Annotated in this window: 14 protein-coding genes; 5 read left to right on the top strand and 9 right to left on the bottom strand. The window is 42.4% G+C overall.

From position 1 onward, the window contains the following. Positions 1 to 24: 24 nt before the first annotated feature. From NI389_RS00645 to gyrA, 8 genes are all read right to left on the bottom strand, one after another. A complete protein-coding gene (locus NI389_RS00645) occupies positions 25 to 1,161 on the bottom strand; it encodes a lipopolysaccharide assembly protein LapB (RefSeq protein ID WP_208843188.1) in 1,137 nt (378 codons plus the stop codon). A 1-nt stretch (position 1,162) separates the two neighbouring features. Then, the gene (locus NI389_RS00640; protein WP_372588608.1) at positions 1,163 to 1,423 is read right to left on the bottom strand and encodes a lipopolysaccharide assembly protein LapA domain-containing protein; all 261 of its coding nucleotides are present in this window, start codon (positions 1,421 to 1,423) and stop codon (positions 1,163 to 1,165) included. Between the two features lie 14 nt (positions 1,424 to 1,437). Continuing rightward, entirely contained in the window at positions 1,438 to 1,728 is a 291-nt protein-coding gene (gene ihfB, locus NI389_RS00635; protein ID WP_208843186.1) for an integration host factor subunit beta, read from the bottom strand. Positions 1,729 to 1,792: 64 nt separating this feature from the next. Beyond that, positions 1,793 to 3,460 (bottom strand): 30S ribosomal protein S1, encoded by a 1,668-nt coding sequence (gene rpsA, locus NI389_RS00630; RefSeq protein ID WP_208843185.1) that lies wholly within the window; start codon positions 3,458 to 3,460, stop codon positions 1,793 to 1,795. A 98-nt stretch (positions 3,461 to 3,558) separates the two neighbouring features. After that, positions 3,559 to 4,272, bottom strand: a complete 714-nt coding sequence (gene cmk / locus NI389_RS00625) for a (d)CMP kinase (RefSeq protein ID WP_208843184.1) — start codon at positions 4,270 to 4,272, stop codon at positions 3,559 to 3,561. 400 nt (positions 4,273 to 4,672) lie between these two features. After that, positions 4,673 to 5,950 carry a 3-phosphoshikimate 1-carboxyvinyltransferase gene (gene aroA, locus NI389_RS00620; protein WP_308361119.1) on the bottom strand — a complete coding sequence of 426 codons (1,278 nt, stop codon included), beginning with the start codon at positions 5,948 to 5,950 and terminating at the stop codon, positions 4,673 to 4,675. Further along, a complete protein-coding gene (gene serC / locus NI389_RS00615) occupies positions 5,950 to 7,032 on the bottom strand; it encodes a 3-phosphoserine/phosphohydroxythreonine transaminase (protein ID WP_308361118.1) in 1,083 nt (360 codons plus the stop codon). Before serC ends, aroA begins: the two co-directional genes overlap by 1 nt. Positions 7,033 to 7,206: 174 nt before the next feature. After that, a complete protein-coding gene (gyrA, locus tag NI389_RS00610) occupies positions 7,207 to 9,906 on the bottom strand; it encodes a DNA topoisomerase (ATP-hydrolyzing) subunit A (protein WP_308361117.1) in 2,700 nt (899 codons plus the stop codon). 181 nt (positions 9,907 to 10,087) lie between these two features. Between gyrA and ubiG the strand changes: the two genes are divergently transcribed. From ubiG to yfaE, 5 genes are all read left to right on the top strand, one after another. Further along, positions 10,088 to 10,798, top strand: coding sequence for a bifunctional 2-polyprenyl-6-hydroxyphenol methylase/3-demethylubiquinol 3-O-methyltransferase UbiG (gene ubiG, locus NI389_RS00605; protein WP_308361116.1), 711 nt, complete (start codon positions 10,088 to 10,090; stop codon positions 10,796 to 10,798). Next, positions 10,798 to 11,457, top strand: a complete 660-nt coding sequence (locus NI389_RS00600; RefSeq protein WP_308361115.1) for an HAD family hydrolase — start codon at positions 10,798 to 10,800, stop codon at positions 11,455 to 11,457. The genes ubiG and NI389_RS00600 overlap by 1 nt, the downstream gene beginning before the upstream one ends. Before the next feature lie 365 nt (positions 11,458 to 11,822). Further along, on the top strand, positions 11,823 to 14,108 hold the full coding sequence (gene nrdA / locus NI389_RS00595) for a class 1a ribonucleoside-diphosphate reductase subunit alpha (RefSeq protein WP_308361114.1): 2,286 nt from the start codon (positions 11,823 to 11,825) through the stop codon (positions 14,106 to 14,108). Between the two features lie 53 nt (positions 14,109 to 14,161). Continuing rightward, positions 14,162 to 15,292: a class Ia ribonucleoside-diphosphate reductase subunit beta gene (gene nrdB / locus NI389_RS00590; RefSeq protein WP_308361113.1), complete on the top strand. Its 1,131-nt coding sequence runs from the start codon at positions 14,162 to 14,164 to the stop codon at positions 15,290 to 15,292. Then, on the top strand, positions 15,292 to 15,564 hold the full coding sequence (yfaE, locus tag NI389_RS00585; protein ID WP_308361112.1) for a class I ribonucleotide reductase maintenance protein YfaE: 273 nt from the start codon (positions 15,292 to 15,294) through the stop codon (positions 15,562 to 15,564). The genes nrdB and yfaE overlap by 1 nt, the downstream gene beginning before the upstream one ends. On the opposite strand, the gene NI389_RS00580 is transcribed toward yfaE, so the two are convergent. Further along, positions 15,556 to 16,071, bottom strand: a complete 516-nt coding sequence (locus NI389_RS00580; protein ID WP_308361111.1) for a YaeQ family protein — start codon at positions 16,069 to 16,071, stop codon at positions 15,556 to 15,558. The two genes, yfaE and NI389_RS00580, sit on opposite strands and share 9 nt — an antisense overlap. Between the last annotated feature and the right edge of the window lie 111 nt (positions 16,072 to 16,182).

Below are 16,182 nucleotides of genomic sequence, written 5' to 3'. Positions count from 1 at the left end.
AATAAATAAACGTTTATCTCGACGCTAATAACCGTCAAGGCCTTTCGATGGAAGTATGGTTTCCCAATGTTTACAAGACGGGCATAACCAATAAAGCGTGTGACTACTAAAGCCACAGTGTTGGCATTGATACTCATGCTTCGTCGCAATGTAGGACTTGACCAGCTTATCAATTTGGGCCAACACTTCGGTCATATTGCCTTGCTTTTCACCGAGTAATTGTAACAGAAAACTGAATCCGCGTATTGATGGTTCCCGCTTTAGACTCGCCGTCAAAAAAAGGATCGCCTTTTCGACTTCGCCGTTTTTTACCAACACTTCACAGTATTTAATGCGAATTAAAACACCACCTTGACACAACAGCTCTTCGATCAGTTCATCAAACTGTTCTTCAAGGTTGAGTGACTTGTAGCTGCTCTCAAGGTCCTCAATGAATAAGGGAACCGTTACCGGCTTAAATGTGGCTAACTCACGCCAGTAATAAATCGATTTGACGAAGTCTTTTTGAATAAAAGCTTGTTTACCTAATTCGTAGAGCGGTCTCATCGCTTTATATTTCAGTCGAAATGCGCGCTCAATGAGTTCCATGTTTTCTGATTCAATGCCCGCTTCGCAATAATAGTTTGCAATTGTTGCGAGCTGTTGTGGGCGAGTCACTAAATTGCGATGTGCTTCGAACATATTGATGCCTTTTTGCCATTCTCGCATTTGAGAATACAACGAGAGCATAGGATCAATTGCTTCTTTGTGTTCGGATTTGATCAGAATTACAAGGTGTTCTTCCGCGCTGTCTAACATGCCAGCCATTATATAATCGAGCGCAAGCTCTAGACGGTTTACAGCTAAATCAGCATGTTCCAAGGCCGGTTGCTTCAACAGCAATTCGTGAATTTTAATCGCGCGGTCCAATTCCCCACGCTTACGGAACAGTGATGCAAGCGTAAGGTAATGCTCTACCGTATCCGCTGAGACTTCTAATAATTTAATGAGATGTTCAAGACCTTGATCTTCTTCTCTATCAAGTAAGTATTTAAGGCCTTTACTGTATTCTGATGTAATGATGCGATTTTGTTCATGAGCTTGATTTTTAGCGCTATTTTTACCCATTATGTAACCATAGGCGGCTGCTACAGGGAGCAGTAAAAACAACAGCTCAAGCATATTAGTTTTCTACATCACTAAAAGCGGAATTTTGTTTTTTATACCGATAATGCTGCCACTTTAATTTAGTAAAAAACACGCTAAACACAGCCAAACCAATGGCTATTCCTAATATAAAGCAAATGCTCATTACTGCAGCTAAAGGAAGTGTACTGCTTGCTACAATGAAGTTTAATTTAACTAGGTGTGGGTTTTGAGTCCCAAGTATAAACGCTAGTATGATTAAACTAATTGCCACTCCCTTAATAATAATCCTTAGCAATGGTTACCTCGAACTTAACCACTGATGCTTTCGTTTACACGATCACGAAGCTCTTTACCTGGTTTGAAATGTGGTACATGTTTACCATCTAATTCAACAGTATCGCCGGTTTTTGGGTTACGACCTGTTCTAGGTGCACGGTAGTGTAGAGAAAAACTACCAAAACCACGAATCTCTATACGCTCTGAAGCAGACAATGACCCTGCCATTAGCTCAAGAATCTCTTTTACTGCATTTTCCACGTCCTTCATAGGTACATGGGCATGCTGTTGTGCTAATTGTTCTATCAGTTCTGACTTTGTCATATATCATTTCCTTAAAACACAAAAAAGGAAGGGCTAAAGTGCCCTTCCATTTAGACTTGAAAAATTAGTCTTTTTGAGCGTTTTTGAAAGCTGCTGCCATAGCGTTTTCGAACTCTGGCTCGTCTTTCTTAAGCTTCTCAAGAACTTCTTTCTCTTCAGCTTCGAACATAGCTTTAACTGATAGGCTGATAGCACGGTTCTTACGGTCTACGCCCATGAATTTAGCTTCGATTTCGTCGCCAGCAGAAACAACAGTTGTTGCGTCTTCAACACGCTCTTGAGCGATGTCAGCTACACGGATGTAACCTTCAACACCTTCGCCAAGCTCAATCGTTGCGCCTTTAGCGTCAACTTCAGTCACTTTACCTTTAACAATAGCACCTTTTTTGTTTGCGTCTAGGTAGTTATTGAAAGGATCAGCTTCGATTTGCTTAACACCAAGAGAGATACGCTCACGCTCTGGATCTACTTGTAGAACGATAGCTGTGATTTCGTCGCCTTTCTTGAATTCACGTACTGCTTCTTCACCTGGAGTGTTCCAAGAGATGTCAGATAGGTGAACAAGACCGTCAATACCGCCGTCAAGACCGATGAAGATACCGAAGTCAGTGATTGACTTGATCTTACCAGTTACTTGGTCGCCTTTGTTGAATTGACGAGCAAACTCTTGCCATGGGTTAGGCTTACATTGTTTAAGACCTAGAGAAATACGACGACGTTCTTCGTCGATTTCAAGAACCATCACTTCTACAGTGTCACCAAGTGAAACAACTTTAGATGGGTGGATGTTCTTGTTAGTCCAATCCATTTCTGAAACGTGAACTAGACCTTCAACGCCTTCTTCGATTTCAACGAAACAGCCGTAATCAGTTAGGTTAGTTACGCGACCAGTAAGTTTAGCACCTTCTGGGTAACGGCCAGCGATAGCTGCCCATGGATCTTCGCCAAGTTGCTTAAGACCTAGAGAAACGCGAGTTTTGTCTTTGTCAAATTTAAGAACTTTAACTAGGATTTCGTCACCAACATTTACGATTTCACTTGGGTGCTTAACGCGTTTCCAAGCCATGTCAGTGATGTGTAGAAGGCCGTCAACACCGCCTAAATCTACGAACGCACCGTAGTCAGTAAGGTTCTTAACGATACCTTTAACTTCTTGACCTTCAACAAGGTTTTGAAGAAGTTCATCACGCTCTTGTGAGTTTTCAGACTCGATAACAGCACGACGAGAAACAACTACGTTGTTACGCTTTTGGTCAAGCTTGATTACTTTGAACTCAAGCTCTTTACCTTCTAGGTGAGCAGTGTCGCGAACTGGACGAACGTCTACTAGTGAACCAGGTAGGAACGCACGGATCGTGTCCACTTCAACAGTGAATCCGCCTTTAACTTTACCGTTGATAACACCGATAACAGTTTCTTGCTCTTCACATGCTTTCTCAAGACGAATCCAAGCTTCGTGACGCTTCGCTTTCTCACGAGAAAGGATTGTCTCACCGAAACCGTCTTCGATTGCGTCTAGTGCAACATCAACTTCGTCGCCAACAGCAACTTCAATCTCACCAGCAGCATTTTTGAATTGCTCAACAGGGATTGCACTTTCAGACTTAAGGCCAGCGTCAACTAGAACAACGTTGTTCTCGATTGAAATAACTACACCTTTTACGATTGAGCCTTGTTCTGCATCAAAACCCTTTAGGCTCTCTTCAAATAACTGCGCAAAATTTTCTGACATACTAAATACGTCTCTATAAAGTTAATTTACCAATTAGCAACCATGCTGCATGGGGTTATGAATAAAGCGTCAGCATCCTGCTAACACACAATAAAATTCTATTTTAAACTTCCCTTAGGAAGTTTGCCTGACATTACGGCATCAGACAAAATCGATAAGACTCGGTCAAATACCTGTTCTGCATTAAGCTCAGTTGTATCAATCGTTATCGCATCATCCGCAGGCACGAGCGGTGCAACTTTACGATTCATATCGCGATCATCACGAGCTTTTATATCTTCAAGCAGACCACTAAGTGTAACATCTAAGCCTTTATCGTTCAACTCATTGAAGCGTCTTCTCGCTCTTTCTTCAGCGCTCGCCGTAAGATAGAGTTTTATTTCTGCGTCTGGGAAAACAACCGTTCCCATGTCTCTACCGTCGGCGATAAGGCCAACTTCAGAACGAAACGCTCTTTGACGCCGTAAAAGCGCCTCTCGGACACGTGGCAAAGCCGCAACTTTTGAAGCCGCAGCGCCCACTTCTTCATTGCGAATGGTATTGCTGACGTCTTCGCCTTCTAATACTATTTTGGTTCTTTTTGTTGTAGCATCAATCAAAAACTGTACGTCTAAGTTTGCTGCTAAAGGCACAAGATCCGCTTCATTATCTAGGGCGATGTTATGATGGATCGCTGCAAGTGCTAACACTCGATAGATTGCACCACTATCCAAAACATCCCAATTCAACTTTTCAGCTAACAAGCGACAAACAGTTCCTTTGCCAGATCCACTTGGGCCATCTACGGTGATCACGGGCATAGTTGCCTGCATTCAAACCTCCAAAAATGCTCACCTAATTTTCTGGGGCGATATTATACGTGAGTTTCTATATAAAAGCTGCTTGATGATGTAACTTTTTGTTAGAAAATCGCTTTTAGTCACTAATAACCTAGGTACATTCCTTTAACATCAAGCCTTTTGATAGCGATGATAATTTCTAGATCTGAATTATTTTCTTACATTGAAAGTGATCTTCTAGATTATCTTTTGTCGCTTTTTCATACCAATATTAAAACTGCTCAAGCGATAACTATAGCCGCCATCTGCTTTTTTATTTATAGACCTCACGTCTTATTTCTGATGGGTGGAAGGAATTAAAAAGGCCGGTAAACCGGCCTTTTTAATCGAATCAACGTCTCAAGCGTATTGAACAAATAGATTAGAGAATGAACTATTCACTAATGCTTGCAAGCACTTCAAAATACGTTGGGAACGTTTTCGCAGTACATTTAGGATCGTTAATAATAATCTCTTTGCCACCAACAGCGACCATGGAAAAACACATTGCGATGCGATGATCATTATAGGTATCTATGTCGACAACATTAAAGGATTCTGGCGGTTCAATTTCAATAAAGTCATGACCTTCAACGACATTTGCTCCCACTTTACGAAGCTCAGTCGCCATCGCATTTAGCCTGTCGGTTTCCTTCACGCGCCAGTTATAAATATTACGAATCGCCGTTGACCCTTTCGCAAAAAGTGCAACTGTCGCAAGAGTCATCGCTGCGTCAGGAATAGCGTTGGCATCGATGTCTACGCCCTTTAGTTCACCTTTGCGGACAACTATACGATCATCATACCACTCAATTTGAGCACCAACCTGCTCCATTACATGTGCAAATCCAATGTCGCCCTGCACGCTTTTAGAGCCAACGCCACGAATCTCAATTTCACCGCCAGCAATTGCCGCAGCCGCGACAAAATAAGATGCAGAAGATGCATCACCTTCAACTAAAATTTCACCAGGTGACAGATATTGCTGATTACCTTTGACGCGGAAAACTTGATAGTTGTCATTGTCCACGTCTACGCCGAATTGGCGCATTACGCCTAAAGTGATATCGATATAAGGCTTAGAAACCAACTCACCTTTAATATGGATTTCGCTATCACCTGCAAACAATGGTGCCGCCATTAACAGTGCGGTTAAAAATTGGCTAGAAATAGAGCCATCAATCTCAACCTTGCCGCCCGTGAGACGTTTACCGGCAATTTTGAGCGGTGGATAATCTTTTGTTTTCAGATACGTTATATCGGCGCCTAGGTCACTGAGTGCATCCACTAAGTGCCCAATTGGACGTTCTTCCATTCGTGGCTCACCGACTAATGTAAAGTCACCTTGTGTTGTAGCAAGCACTGCCGTCAAAGGGCGGTAAGCTGTTCCAGCGTTACCCAAAAATAGTTCGTTAGAAGGCGTATTAAGTATACCGCCTTGCCCATTTACTAGTGCTTCCGTTTTTTCTTCGTTTAACGTTACTGATACGCCCATTTGTTCCAGAGCGCCAAGCATATGACGAATATCATCACTGTCGAGCAGGTTGGTAACTTTAGTTTGGCCTTTACACAACGCTGCAAGCAATAAAATACGGTTCGATAAGCTTTTTGAACCGGGTAGCGTGACAATCCCATTTACTTTGGAAATCGGTTTTAGTCGCAATTGCTCCATCAACTGTTCTCCTTGGCAAATTGTTCCATGAAGGAAACTAGCGCTCGAACACCTTCAACAGGCATCGCGTTGTAGATACTTGCTCGCATGCCACCAACAATACGATGTCCTTCTAGCGCTACCAGTCCCGCTTGCTCTGCTTGAGATAAAAAGGCTTCATTTAACGCATCGTCCTTTAGCCAAAATGGAACATTCATTAACGAACGACAGTGAACTGCTACCTTGTTGCTATAAAAATCAGATTGATCAATGTAGTCATACAGGATCTGCGCTTTTTCTCGATTTCGCGCTTCCATCTCTTTGACGCCACCAATAGATTCTAAATGTTTGAATACCTCTGCAGCCAAATACCAGGCGAACGTCGGGGGCGTGTTGTACATACTGCCTTGCTGAGCTTCCAATGCATAGTCAAGGATCGATGGTTTTACTAATCCCTTTCGTGCCAATAACGTTTTCTTGATGATTACAATACAAAGACCCGATGGGCCGATGTTTTTCTGGGCGCCAGCGTAAATCAAATCAAAGTCATTTACGTTGATTTCACGAGATAAAATGTTCGATGACATATCGGCCACAATCGGCGCGGTTGGATGTGACGGGACATCAAATATCTCGATGCCATCGATTGTTTCATTTGGGCAATAATGAATAAATGACGCTGCTTCAGGTAATGTCCATGCTGAAACTGGCGTAATGCTAAATTTACCGTCGACATCGTTACGAATATCAATTCCTTGGGCTTCTAGGTATTTTGCCCCTTCGGTAGTGGCGCCTTTAGACCAAATACCATTTTCAATGTAAACGCCAGGCAAGCCATCTTCGCTCAAGTTTAAAGGTACTGCTGCAAATTGGCCTCGACCGCCACCATGCATAAACAACACTTCGTATTCGTCGGAGATGTTCATCAATCTGCGTAGGCTCGCTTCACATTCTTTCACCATCGCTAAGAATGGTTTAGAACGGTGACTGACTTCCATCACTGAAACACCAAGTCCTTGCCAATCAAGAAACTCCTGCTGTGCCTTTTTCATTACTTCTGGCGGTAACATCGCAGGGCCTGCGCAAAAATTATAAACCGTCATTATTTTCCTCATTCCTAATAGTGACTTTGTGGATGGTTAGAAAAGTAGATTAACTTCTCATTCCTGATTCAATACACTAACTCATCGTGCGTCACTCATTTTTTGATAAACAAATGACGCAGAGTGACCAGTGTACAAAACGAAAAAAGCGGCCGAAGCCGCTTTTAAAACTGGTTATTCCGGTGCCTGTTCTTCATTCACCGTCTCAGGTGCATCGTCAACACCATCAACCTGTTCAACACCTTCCTCAAACGGAAGGTCTTCAACCTCAATCTCATCGATACGTTGTAAACCAACTACTTGTTCGCCGTCAATAGTACGGATCAAAATAACACCTTGTGTATTTCGTCCTACAACCGAAACTTCGTTAACTCGAGTACGTACCAACGTGCCTCGATTAGAGATAAGCATGATTTCATCATTATCTAGAACCTGAACAGCGCCAACAACTTTGCCGTTACGTTCAGACACTTTGATTGACACAACGCCTTGCGTTGCACGACCTTTAATTGGGTATTCTTCAAGTGGCGTACGTTTACCGTAACCATTCTCGGTTACCGTCAAGATTGGACCGTCGTTTTTCGGCACAATCAGTGAGACCACTTTTTGATCATCCGCTAGTCGAATGCCACGCACACCCGTTGCAGTACGACCCATTGGCCTTACGCCTTTGAAGATAATTTCAGGGTTGCCATTTTCATCAAAAATCGGATTGCCGTCTTCATCTGTCGCTTGTGATTCTTCAGCTTCTTTAAAGCGAACCACTTTACCAGCATCCGAGAACAACATAATTTCTGAACTACCATCAGTGATATCAACACCAATGAGGCTATCGCCCTCTTTCAAGTTAATCGCAATGATACCGCTTGAACGTTGACGAGAATATTCAATTAGCGACGTCTTCTTAACCGTACCATCTGCTGTCGCCATGATTACGTATTTGTTTTCTTCATATTCACGAACAGGAAGAATAGCGGTAATACGTTCATCAGCTTCAAGTGGCAATAAGTTAACAATTGGCTTACCACGCGCGGTACGAGAAGCGAGTGGTAGTTGATATACTTTCAACCAATACAAGCGACCTGAGGTTGAGAAACAAAGAATGGTATCGTGCGTGTTCGCAACTAGCAGACGTTCGATAAAGTCTTCGTCTTTCATTCGTGTTGCCGCTTTACCTTTACCACCACGACGTTGTGACTCATAGTCAGAAAGCGGTTGGTACTTCACATAGCCTTCGTGAGACAGCGTCACAACAACGTCTTCTTCAGTGATTAGATCTTCTAGGCTGATATCGTGTGCAGCCGCGCTAATTTCAGTGCGACGGCCATCACCGTATGTTTCTTTGATTTCAACAAGCTCGTCACGGATTACTTCCATCAAACGCTCTGGTGAACTTAAGATGTAAAGCAATTCAGCGATCAGATCTAGCAACTCTTGATATTCTGCAAGAATTTTCTCGTGCTCAAGACCCGTAAGCTTATGTAGACGTAAATCTAAGATAGCTTGTGCTTGTTGTTCAGAAAGGTAGTACACACCATCACGGATACCAAGCTCTGGCGCTAACCAATCTGGACGCGCAGCATTTTCTTCACCCGCCTTTTCAAGCATAGGGCGAACAGTACCCAAGTCCCAAGGACGTGAAATAAGTCCGATTTTTGCTTCGCTTGGACTTGGAGACTTACGAATAAGTTCGATGATTGGGTCGATGTTTGCAAGTGCAATCGCCAAACCTTCAAGTGTATGGGCACGATCTCTCGCTTTACGTAAATCATACACTGTACGGCGTGTTACTACTTCGCGTCGGTGAATGATGAACGCTTCCAACATTTCTTTGATGTTGAACAGTTTTGGTTGATTGTTAGCAAGCGCAACCATGTTGATACCAAACACAGTTTGCATTTGTGTTTGTGCATACAGGTTATTAAGTAGAACTTCACCTACTTCGCCGCGCTTAACTTCAATAACAATACGCATACCGTCTTTGTCAGACTCATCACGTAGCGCACTGATGCCTTCAATCTTCTTATCTTTAACTAACTCAGCAATCTTTTCTATTAGACGCGCTTTGTTAACTTGGTATGGGATCTCGTGAACAATGATCGTTTCACGGCCCGTTTTTTCATCTACCTCAATCTCTGCACGGGCACGAATGTAGATTTTGCCACGACCGGTTTTATACGCATCGATGATGCCTTTCTTACCGTTGATAATTGCAGATGTTGGGAAGTCAGGCCCAGGGATGTAGTCGATGATTTCTTCAATCGTCATATCCGGATTTTGAATAAGAGCCAAACAACCATTGATGACTTCCGTCAAGTTGTGTGGAGGTATATTTGTTGCCATACCAACCGCAATACCAGAAGAACCGTTGACCAATAAGTTAGGCACTCTGGTTGGCAAAACATCTGGGATTTGCTCTGTACCGTCGTAGTTAGGCACATAATCAACCGTTTCTTTTTCAAGATCGGCGAGTAGCTCGTGTGACAATTTCGACATACGGACTTCCGTATAACGCATTGCCGCAGCAGAGTCACCATCAACTGAACCGAAGTTACCTTGACCATCAACGAGCATATACCGCAACGAGAATGGCTGTGCCATACGTACGATTGTATCGTATACCGCACTATCACCATGAGGGTGATATTTACCGATTACATCACCTACAACACGTGCAGATTTTTTGTATGGTTTGTTCCAATCATTTTTAAGCTCATGCATCGCGAACAATACGCGACGGTGCACTGGCTTAAGACCATCACGAACATCAGGAAGTGCACGACCAACAATTACGCTCATTGCGTAATCTAGGTACGAGTTCTTGAGTTCGTCTTCAATATTGACTGGCAGGATTTCATTGGCGAGATCAGACATTTGACTCTACTTTCCTTCAGTGTCACTCACTTTTGTGTCAAACTTGCGACTCGTGAGCATGTTATTATTAAAATATGCAAAGGCCATCGTATCATAAATTTAAAGAATTTACAGGCCACAAAGTATGGGTTTTATAAAATACCCCCTTTAAAATGCGCTCAGATTAATCAGGAAGCTTTTTATGACCGAACATCAGAATGTGGATAGTGCTGAAATTGCGAAGTTTGAGGCGATTGCAGAACGTTGGTGGGACCGCGAGGGCGAATTTAAACCATTGCATGACATTAATCCGCTTCGTTTAGATTTTATTCAAAACAAGAGTAATGGCCTTTTCGGTAAAAAAGTACTCGATGTTGGTTGCGGTGGCGGCATTCTTACTGAAAGTATGGCCAAAGTTGGAGCGGACGCAACAGGTATTGACATGGGTCAAGAACCATTAAATGTAGCAAAGTTACACGCGCTTGAGGCTGGTGTTAACGTGACTTATCTGAAAACACCTGTAGAAGTTTTTGCTGACGAAAACCCTGCTCGTTTTGACGTAGTAACCTGCATGGAGATGTTAGAACACGTTCCTGATCCCGCTTCTGTCATCCTTGCCGTTGCTAAGCTCGTGAAACCCGGTGGACAAGTTTTCTTCTCTACTTTAAACAAAACAATAAAAGCCTATTTACTTGCTATTGTTGGCGCCGAAAAAATCATGAAGATTGTTCCTGATGGAACACACGACCATGATAAGTTTATTCGTCCAGCAACGTTGATTGATTGGGCAGAACAAGCTGACCTGAAAGTCAGAGCAAGCACGGGTATCGAATACTCTCCACTTTCTAAACAGTTCAAACTGAGCAAAGACGTGAGCGTTAACTATATTCTTCACTTTGAGAAACTTGCCTAATGCCGACTGCAAAACCTAGTGCAGTACTTTTTGATCTGGACGGTACATTACTTGATACCGCGCCAGATCTATTAAAAGCACTCAATGATATTCTAGAACAAGAAGGTTTAGACCCTATAAACGAGGTAGCATTTAGACCAACCGTCTCTGACGGTTCTAAGGCCATGTTAGAACTTGGTTTTGGTGATGAACTCAAATCACGGGATTTTGAATCACTTAAAACACGATTCTTATCGCTTTATGAAACGCTCGGTTGTACCCACTCCGTGTTGTTTGACGGAATTGATTTGCTTATTTCGGGATTGATTGCCAACAAAATCAACGTTGCAATTGTTACAAACAAACCTACTTTCCTGACCGTACCCATTGTTAAAAGCATAACAACTCTTTCAAGAATACCGGTCGTGATCTGCGGTGATACGTTAGCACGCGCTAAACCGCACCCAGATCAATTATTGCATGCATGTGATCAATTAAACGTAAACCCGTCCAACTGTTGGTATATTGGGGACGCAGAAAGAGATGTACAAGCCGCTAAAGCTGCAGGAATGAAATCCATCGTGGCGATGTGGGGATACGTTCCTAGTACAAAGGTTGCACAAACTTGGAACGCGGATCAATATGCTACTAACCCATCTGATATTTTTCACAATATATAGTGACATTAAACCCACTTAATACTATATATTGTGTTGTGAACGATTTTTGCTCGATGTGCTGGCGAATTAAAAATCACTTAATTTACAGAGTAAAAAAAAGCGAAAAAAAGATTTTCGCGAGTTGATTTTTAATTTTTTTACTTTGAACTAAAGTTCAAAGGTTAGTGAGCACTAACGAAAATGGATTATCCCAATGTTATCCACAATCGTGGCCGGATCTGTCCCTTGCAAAAAAAGATCAACCACTCTATCTTGTGATCCTCGGTTTGTGGAGCACCATATATAGTGGTGAAATGCTAAACAAATTTTAGCCCCGTGCGCAAATCATAAAAACACAGTCATTCCTAAGGGATACAGGCACAACTATGAACCAACAGCTATCAGTCACTAAAAGAAACGGCCGCAAAGAGCCGTTGGATCTTGATAAGATCCATCGCGTTATAGAATGGGCAGCAGAGGGATTAGACAATGTCTCTGTTTCACAAGTAGAGCTTAAATCGCACATCCAGTTTTATGATGGCATTCGTACAGAAGACATCCATGAAACAATTATCAAAGCCGCTGCTGACTTAATCTCGAAAGAAACTCCTGATTATCAGTACCTTGCTGCGCGCCTTGCTGTTTTCCACTTACGCAAGAAAGCCTATGGTCAATTCGAACCACCGCGTCTGTACGATCACATCGTTACGATGGTGGAAGATAACCGTTATGATCGCCATTTATTGGTAGACTACACGAAAGAAGAGATTGAACAGCTTGAAGGTTTTCTTGATCATAGTCGCGATCTTAATTTCAGCTACGCCGCGGTAAAACAACTAGAAGGTAAATACCTAGTTCAAAACCGAGTGACTGGCCAAATCTATGAAAGCGCTCAATTCCTTTATATGCTTGTGTCTGCGAGCTTGTTCTCAGGCTACGATAAAACGTCGCGCTTAGACTATATCCGCCGTTTTTATGATGCGGTATCGACATTCAAAATTTCGTTACCTACGCCTATTATGGCTGGGGTTCGTACACCAACGCGTCAATTTAGCTCGTGTGTTCTTATTGAATGTGACGATAGCCTTGATTCAATCAACGCAACATCTTCTGCAATAGTGAAATACGTTTCACAACGCGCTGGGATTGGTATTAACGCTGGTCGCATTCGTGCTCTTGGTAGCCCAATTCGCAATGGCGAGGCTTACCACACTGGCTGTATTCCATTTTACAAACACTTCCAAACCGCGGTTAAGAGCTGTTCTCAAGGCGGTGTTCGTGGTGGTGCAGCTACCCTATTCTATCCATTATGGCACTTGGAAGTTGAAAACTTACTGGTATTGAAAAACAACCGTGGTGTTGAAGAAAACCGTGTACGTCATTTGGATTATGGTGTTCAGTTTAACAAACTAATGTACTCTCGCTTGATTAAAGACGAGTACATTACTCTGTTCAGCCCATCTGACGTACCTGGACTCTACGACTCATTCTTCCAAGACCAAGCTAAGTTTGAAGAATTGTACGTTAAGTATGAACAAGACGAGTCGATCCGTAAAAAGCGCATTAAAGCAATTGAGCTCTTCTCAATGTTTGCTCAAGAGCGTGCTAATACAGGCCGTATCTACTTGCAGAACGTTGACCACTGTAATACTCACAGTCCGTTTGACCCGGTGATTGCGCCTATTCGTCAATCTAACTTGTGTTTAGAAATCGCGTTACCAACTAAACCGTTGAACAATGTAAATGACCCTGAAGGTGAAATTGCATTGTGTACGCTATCAGCGTTCAACTTGGGTGCGATTCAATCTCTTGATGAGTTAGAAGAACTAGCTGAGCTTGCAGTTCGTGCACTTGATAACTTGCTTGATTATCAAGACTACCCTGTACCTGCAGCCTTCAACGCGACAATGGGCCGCCGCACGCTTGGTATCGGTGTTATCAACTTCGCTTATTACCTTGCAAAGAACGGTGTGAAGTATTCTGACGGTAGTGCAAACGGTTTGACGCATAAAACATTTGAAGCGATTCAATATTATCTAATGAAGGCTTCAAATGAACTTGCGAAAGAAAAAGGCGCATGTCCTAAGTTTAACGAAACAACGTATTCAAAAGGCATCATGCCAATCGATACGTACAAGAAAGACTTAGATTCTGTGTGTTCAGAGCCACTGCATTTAGACTGGGATTCACTGCGTGAAAACATCGTTAAGTACGGTATGCGTAACTCAACGCTGTCTGCGCTAATGCCTTCTGAAACATCTTCTCAGATTTCGAACGCAACTAATGGTATTGAACCGCCACGTGGTCACATTAGTGTTAAAGCAAGTAAAGACGGCATCTTGAAGCAAGTTGTACCTGAGTATGATCGTCTAAAAGACAGCTATGAACTTCTTTGGGATATTCCATCTAACGATGGTTACCTACAACTTGTTGGTATTATGCAAAAATTTATCGACCAAACGATTTCTGCAAACACCAATTATGATCCAAACAAGTTTGATGGTGGTAAGGTACCAATGAAGTTGTTGTTGAAAGATCTTTTAACAGCATACAAACTAGGTGTGAAAACATTGTATTACCACAATACGCGTGACGGCGCATCGGATTCTCAAGAGGAATTGAAACCTCAAGTGGAAGACGATGGCTGTGAAGGCGGAGCGTGTAAAATCTAATAATAATTATAGCGGGTCAAAGGCCCGCTTTTTCTGGTATTGAGTGGTTTTTTATGTCTTATTCAACTTTTAGCAGAACGCATAATGATCAGTTAAAAGAACCTATGTTTTTCGGTCAGTCGGTTAACGTTTCTCGTTATGACCAGCAAAAGTTTCCTATTTTTGAAAAGCTTATAGAGAAGCAGTTATCGTTTTTCTGGCGACCAGAAGAAGTGGACGTTAGTAAAGACCGTATCGATTTCCAAGCTCTTCCTGAGCATGAGAAGCACATTTTCTTAAGTAACCTTAAGTATCAAACTCTGCTAGATAGTGTTCAAGGTCGCTCACCGAATGTCGCGTTTCTTCCTATCGTTTCGCTTCCAGAATTGGAAACATGGATTGAAACATGGGCTTTCAGTGAAACCATTCATAGCCGTTCGTACACGCACATTATTCGTAACGTGACTCAAAATCCTGAGATTGTCTTTGATGACATCGTGACGAATGAACGTATTTCAAAACGCGCAAATGCGGTGACAAAACACTACGATGAGCTTATAGAGAAAGTGGCTATCTACAACCAGTATGGTGAAGGTAAACACACTATCAATGGCGAAACAGTTCATATCAATTTGTTTGAATTGAAGAAACTGCTTTATCTATGTGTCATGTCTGTCAACATTCTCGAAGCAATTCGTTTCTATGTTAGTTTCGCGTGTTCGTTTGCGTTTGCAGAACGTGAATTGATGGAAGGTAATGCAAAAATCATTAAGCTAATCGCTCGCGATGAGGCGTTACATTTGTCTGGTACACAGCACATGCTTAATATCATGCAAGAAGGTAAAGACGATCCTGAAATGGCTATCGTAGCTGCCCAATGTAAAGAACAAGCAATTGCAATGTTCGTTGAAGCCGCGCAGCAAGAGAAAGAATGGGCGGAGTACCTTTTCAAAGATGGCTCAATGATTGGTTTGAACAAAGATATTTTGTGTCAATACGTTGAATACATTACCAATGTACGCATGGCCGCGGTCGGCTTGCCAACGCAATTTGCAAATAAGAGCAACCCAATTCCATGGATTAACGCTTGGCTCGTCTCTGATAACGTTCAGGTTGCGCCACAAGAAGCTGAAATTAGTTCATACCTTGTTGGTCAAATTGACGCAGAAGTAGATGCTTCAGACTTTGGTGATTTCGACCTGTAATGGTTGAAAAACCCATTCCTGTTGTCACATTGACTAATCATAATGAGCCGCTGCAACATGCGGCTCATTCGCCTTCCCTGCTTGTGACATTAGAATCAGCGAAAATAGATGCTCCTTACCAATGTCGAGAGGGATTTTGCGGTGCGTGTAGAGTGAAACTGATAAAAGGACAGGTCATCTATAACGAAGAACCTCTGGCGTTTGTTCGAGAGGGAGAAGTACTGACCTGTTGCAGCCAACCGATTACAGATATTGAGATTGAGCTATTTTAGCTTGTAGATCTGAGATTCGAAGTAGTCGCTTTTATTGCTCACCGCAATCAAGCCATTATCGATAACCACATCCCAATGCAAACTTTGCGTAATACTTTCAGACAACCTTTCTATAAATTCAGCATCTAACAAAAATATACTTAGATTATGCACATGCTGTAATGATGCCAAGTCAATGTGTACCTCTTCTTTTACCTGTAACATGACGACCTTCTCGTAGACCTTGGCGTATTTTATCATTTCGCTCAATTCCAAATTGTCGCAAAACACCCCTACTAATACATCTCCAACCTCGTTTTCAAGCCAAACATCGGGCATGGGCTTAAACTCATCTTTTTTCCAGTGCGTGTGCGGTAAATAAGAAAGCGCGCAATACCCAACCAGTTTCAAGACAAAATGAGTGAGCGATTCACGCCGACCAACTGCGGTGGTGAAGGATTCTAGATGATTAACATGGTGGAATAGATCCGCAATGTTAATTCGCGCTTTGCAAACAAATGGGTTCATTACACTCTCCTACTCTAACTATAGATTCATTAAAGTAAGCTGCAATTGAAAAGTTATAGTATAACATCATTGAACTACCGATTTTGTGGTGTTATATTATCACACATCAAT

It is taken from the genome of Pseudoalteromonas xiamenensis (genome assembly GCF_030994125.1).
GTDB lineage: Bacteria > Pseudomonadota > Gammaproteobacteria > Enterobacterales > Alteromonadaceae > Pseudoalteromonas > Pseudoalteromonas xiamenensis_B.
The sequence above is the reverse complement of the archived record's forward strand: the minus strand, read 5'-3'. Positions and strand labels throughout refer to the sequence as shown.

Excerpts from the sequence above, each read along its gene's own strand:
- yfaE (WP_308361112.1), top strand. The coding sequence starts at position 15,292 with ATGGTTGAAAAACCCATTCCTGTTGTCACATTGACTAATCATAATGAG.
- nrdB (WP_308361113.1), top strand. The coding sequence starts at position 14,162 with ATGTCTTATTCAACTTTTAGCAGAACGCATAATGATCAGTTAAAAGAA.
- rpsA (WP_208843185.1), bottom strand. The coding sequence starts at position 3,460 with ATGTCAGAAAATTTTGCGCAGTTATTTGAAGAGAGCCTAAAGGGTTTT.
- ihfB (WP_208843186.1), bottom strand. The coding sequence starts at position 1,728 with ATGACAAAGTCAGAACTGATAGAACAATTAGCACAACAGCATGCCCAT.
- NI389_RS00580 (WP_308361111.1), bottom strand. The coding sequence starts at position 16,071 with ATGAACCCATTTGTTTGCAAAGCGCGAATTAACATTGCGGATCTATTC.
- serC (WP_308361118.1), bottom strand. The coding sequence starts at position 7,032 with ATGACGGTTTATAATTTTTGCGCAGGCCCTGCGATGTTACCGCCAGAA.
- NI389_RS00645 (WP_208843188.1), bottom strand. The coding sequence starts at position 1,161 with ATGCTTGAGCTGTTGTTTTTACTGCTCCCTGTAGCAGCCGCCTATGGT.
- NI389_RS00600 (WP_308361115.1), top strand. The coding sequence starts at position 10,798 with ATGCCGACTGCAAAACCTAGTGCAGTACTTTTTGATCTGGACGGTACA.
- aroA (WP_308361119.1), bottom strand. The coding sequence starts at position 5,950 with ATGGAGCAATTGCGACTAAAACCGATTTCCAAAGTAAATGGGATTGTC.
- cmk (WP_208843184.1), bottom strand. The coding sequence starts at position 4,272 with ATGCAGGCAACTATGCCCGTGATCACCGTAGATGGCCCAAGTGGATCT.
- ubiG (WP_308361116.1), top strand. The coding sequence starts at position 10,088 with ATGACCGAACATCAGAATGTGGATAGTGCTGAAATTGCGAAGTTTGAG.
- nrdA (WP_308361114.1), top strand. The coding sequence starts at position 11,823 with ATGAACCAACAGCTATCAGTCACTAAAAGAAACGGCCGCAAAGAGCCG.
- gyrA (WP_308361117.1), bottom strand. The coding sequence starts at position 9,906 with ATGTCTGATCTCGCCAATGAAATCCTGCCAGTCAATATTGAAGACGAA.